The organism is Thiolapillus sp. (genome assembly GCF_048562965.1).
Classification (GTDB): Bacteria; Pseudomonadota; Gammaproteobacteria; order Chromatiales; family Chromatiaceae; genus Thiolapillus; species Thiolapillus brandeum_A.
Genome location: NZ_JBHNMF010000380.1, coordinates 1 through 3,155, shown reverse-complemented (window position 1 = coordinate 3,155; position 3,155 = coordinate 1). Strand labels below are relative to the sequence as shown.

Here is a 3,155-nt window from a genome sequence, read left to right as displayed (position 1 = left end):
ACCATGTCCCGCAGAAAAACATCGGGCACATCACGCCCATTCAGGCGCTTAAGGATTGGCACAAAAAACAACCGGAATTATTCAAAAAGAAAATCTATGATCTATCGGGACTTGACAACCTATATCTTGATAAGTATGAATCCCGACCTGTGCCGGGGTGATAAAAACACCATTGTTTCAGATGCCCCGAGTGTTTTTATTAGGAATTCCAGATATTACCAAACATTTTATAGCCCGCCCGTTTCAACTCAACGATTTTTTCTTTCTGCACTCAATGGCAGGAGCCGTGAAGTCTTTTCTTCAATTGCCTGTCTACGCCCTGGATGTTGGGCTTCTGCTGCCGCCACGCAGGCAGCCTGTCCAACTGTCTGATTGCCTCGCAGTAGGCCTCCTGGGCCGCGTCTGTCTTACCTGTCTGGGTCAGCAGGTCCCCGTTGTGCAGGAGTTCGTTGGGCAACGTTCTGAGTACTTCGGGCAGGCGCGACCACCAAGCCAGGGCCGTGCCGGGCTGATCATGTTCCTCGGCGATGTCCATGGCCATGCGTGTGACGGGTACGGTCGCATCCCCCAGTCGTGTTACCGAGGCTTCCAGGGTGGCAAGTGCCTTGTTGGGGCTACCTCTTTCCAGCCATAGCCTGGCTGTTTCCAGATACAGGTCGGCATGGGGCCTGCGGGTCTTGTCGATAGCGGCCTGGTAATCCACCAGGGCCTTGTCCAGATCGCCCATGGCGTGCAGGATACGCCCGCGCAGCAGGTGGGTATTGGCGTTGGATGGGGCATGCTCGATGGCGCGATTGCTGTGGCGCAAGGCTTCCAGCAGCGTGTCGGGCGAGGCTTGCTCCTGGTATTGCTGCCACAGCAGCAGCGCATGAGAATAGGCTACGGTATTTTTTCCATGGTCAAGTCTTTCGGCTGTACGCATGTCTTTGCGGGCGGCTTTCCATTCGCCGTGTTCGCCCCAAAGAAAGGCTCTGTCCACGTAAAGTCCGGGGACATCCGGCTGCCGGTGTATCAGTTCCGTAGCATGTTCGATGCGCTCGTGGATACCTGAATGGGCAGCTGCGGGAGTGCAGGCCAGGCCCAGATAGAAGGCAAGCAAGCAGGTAGTGGACAGGCGAGTCTTCAGCAGCATGTGTCTACGGCTGGCGCAGGGTCAGGCGGCCACCGTCCAGCACATGGAATCTGGGAGCCAGTTCGATCCTGGGGGCCACGTATTCTGCCCAGGCATCGGTGCCCACGGTGACGTTGGATGCGGCCGAAACCCGGTCCGGCGCCTGGCAGATGTCGTGCTCGTTACTGTAATAGCGGTTGGTGATGGATGCGGCACCATTGCTGACCACACAGCCGCCTGTTGTCGTTGCCCTGGCCGTATTGGAATAGCCGGAATCGCCGGCCGCGTTGCGCGCCTTCAGTCGGTAGTAGTAGGTAGTTGCCTGGCTCAGGGGTAAATCAACATAACCCGTGCTGTTCGCCGACAGGCTGGCCGTTTCTGTCCAGACCTGCTTGTCCAACGAGCGCTCCAGGACAAAGGCATCCTCGTTGTCGGCGTTGTCGTGCCAGCTGAGATCGATGCGATCCGGTCCCCCGGGGGTAGCGGTGAGCTGGTCTGGTGCCGCCGGGGGCGTTGGCGTGGTGCCATTGTTCTTCAGCAGGGTGAAATGGGCTGTCTGTGAGGAAACGGGCATCCAGCCGGTTGTCGTTGATGTCGAGCACTAGGGAACCCAGGGTGGCGCTGGAGGCGATCATCACCGGATGCGTACCCCGCATGCTGCTGGTCTGGCCGGATGAACCGGCGACCACATAGACCGAACCCTTGTGGGGTGCGCCGCTCTTGCTGTAAGCGCCATCGCCATCGGTCTGGCCATCGCCGCCATCGACCAGGTGGGTGCTGGCATCGAAAGTATCTGAAGTACCGTAATGGCCGTCGATGAGGTAGGAGCGTTCGTAGGAATGGCCGTGACCTGAAAGCACCAGGTCCACCCCGTACTGCTCCAGCAGGGGCAGGAAGTTTTCGCGCATGTCTGTCATGCGGCTGTCTGTGTCTGAATCATGAGAGCCCTTCGAATAGGGCGGGTGGTGCCAGAATACGATGATCCAGGGTTGCCCCGTCGCGGAAAGATCGGATTCCAGCCACTGGTGCATGGAACCGCTGGTGGACCGGTCGGTTTCGTAGGAGTCCAGGCAGATGAAATGGATGTTAGCGTAGTCGAAGGAATAATAGGCTTCCGTATGGGAAGCGACACCGCCAGCTTCCGCGTTCCGGGGCAGATCGAAGATGTCGTAGTAGGGGCCGGATTCCGTTTCCGAATCAGCCGTATGACCATCGTGATTACCCAGGGCAGGCCACAGCACGGTGCTCTTCAGAAAGTCGGGGTACATGTCGAACACGGCATCCTGGTATTCGGCGTCTTCGCCATTGCTGTAGGCGTTATCGCCCAGCATGAGCCACACATCGGTGCGGGTGGCCGGCGACAGGTTCTTGTAGGCGTCCCGAACCGCGGCTGCCCGGCTGTCGGCGGTGCCTGAATCACCCAGTACCCATACCCTGACTGGCTGAATGCTTCCCGGACTGGGGGGCAGTGACGAAAGTGTTGCTTGTATCGCCGATACGGGTGGAGCCGGCCTGTACCTTGTAGTAATAGCGGGTGAAAGGTGACAGGCCGTCCAGTTTGACGACATGCTCTGTGCCGCTTTGGGGGGATTCTGCCGTATGGTCAAGGCTGCTGGGTGAAGTGCCGAAATAGACTCTGGACGAGGAGTCGACATCTGTGCGCCAGTGTATGGTGACCTGCTGATCACTGCCAGTCTGCAGGTAGGGGCCACGGGTGACCGTATCTGCCCAGGCAGTGGACTGCATCCCCAGTATCAGCAGCAGGCTGTGAAAGACAGCCCTGGTCTGCTTGCAGTATCCTGATTTCTGAAACATTCGCTTTCCTCCGTTGTGCCCCGGTGTCAGGCGTCTTGGCCTTTGCCGTGTACGGGTGACGCTGTAGCGCAACGGAAACAACGCTAGCAATTTCTCGCCAGAACTTTTGAGACTAGAGTTTAGAGTAAGCAACATTGTTCCACCGTATATTTTCGGGTGAAATAAAGTTGCTATTTTGTTCATACTGCCCGTTAGAGCTTGTTCTATACGCTGATTGCTGCATCCTGCT

General features: G+C 57.6%; 4 protein-coding genes. All 4 read right to left on the bottom strand.

What is annotated here, in order from left to right; translation table 11 throughout:
• Window positions 1–271 precede the first annotated feature (271 nt).
• From ACOCD2_RS15100 to ACOCD2_RS15085, 4 genes are read right to left on the bottom strand one after another with little or no spacing between them, the layout of a single operon-like run.
• Complete coding sequence (locus tag ACOCD2_RS15100; protein ID WP_293649249.1) at window positions 272–1,132, bottom strand: tetratricopeptide repeat protein; 861 nt, start codon at window positions 1,130–1,132, stop codon at window positions 272–274.
• A gap of 4 nt (window positions 1,133–1,136) precedes the next feature.
• Window positions 1,137–1,511, bottom strand: coding sequence for a fibronectin type III domain-containing protein (locus tag ACOCD2_RS15095; RefSeq protein ID WP_293649246.1), 375 nt, complete (start codon window positions 1,509–1,511; stop codon window positions 1,137–1,139).
• Entirely contained in the window at window positions 1,450–2,535 is a 1,086-nt protein-coding gene (locus tag ACOCD2_RS15090) for a metallophosphoesterase family protein (RefSeq protein WP_293649252.1), read from the bottom strand. The genes ACOCD2_RS15095 and ACOCD2_RS15090 overlap by 62 nt, the downstream gene beginning before the upstream one ends.
• The gene (locus ACOCD2_RS15085) at window positions 2,528–2,926 is read right to left on the bottom strand and encodes a fibronectin type III domain-containing protein (protein WP_293649243.1); all 399 of its coding nucleotides are present in this window, start codon (window positions 2,924–2,926) and stop codon (window positions 2,528–2,530) included. Before ACOCD2_RS15085 ends, ACOCD2_RS15090 begins: the two co-directional genes overlap by 8 nt.
• Between the last annotated feature and the right edge of the window lie 229 nt (window positions 2,927–3,155).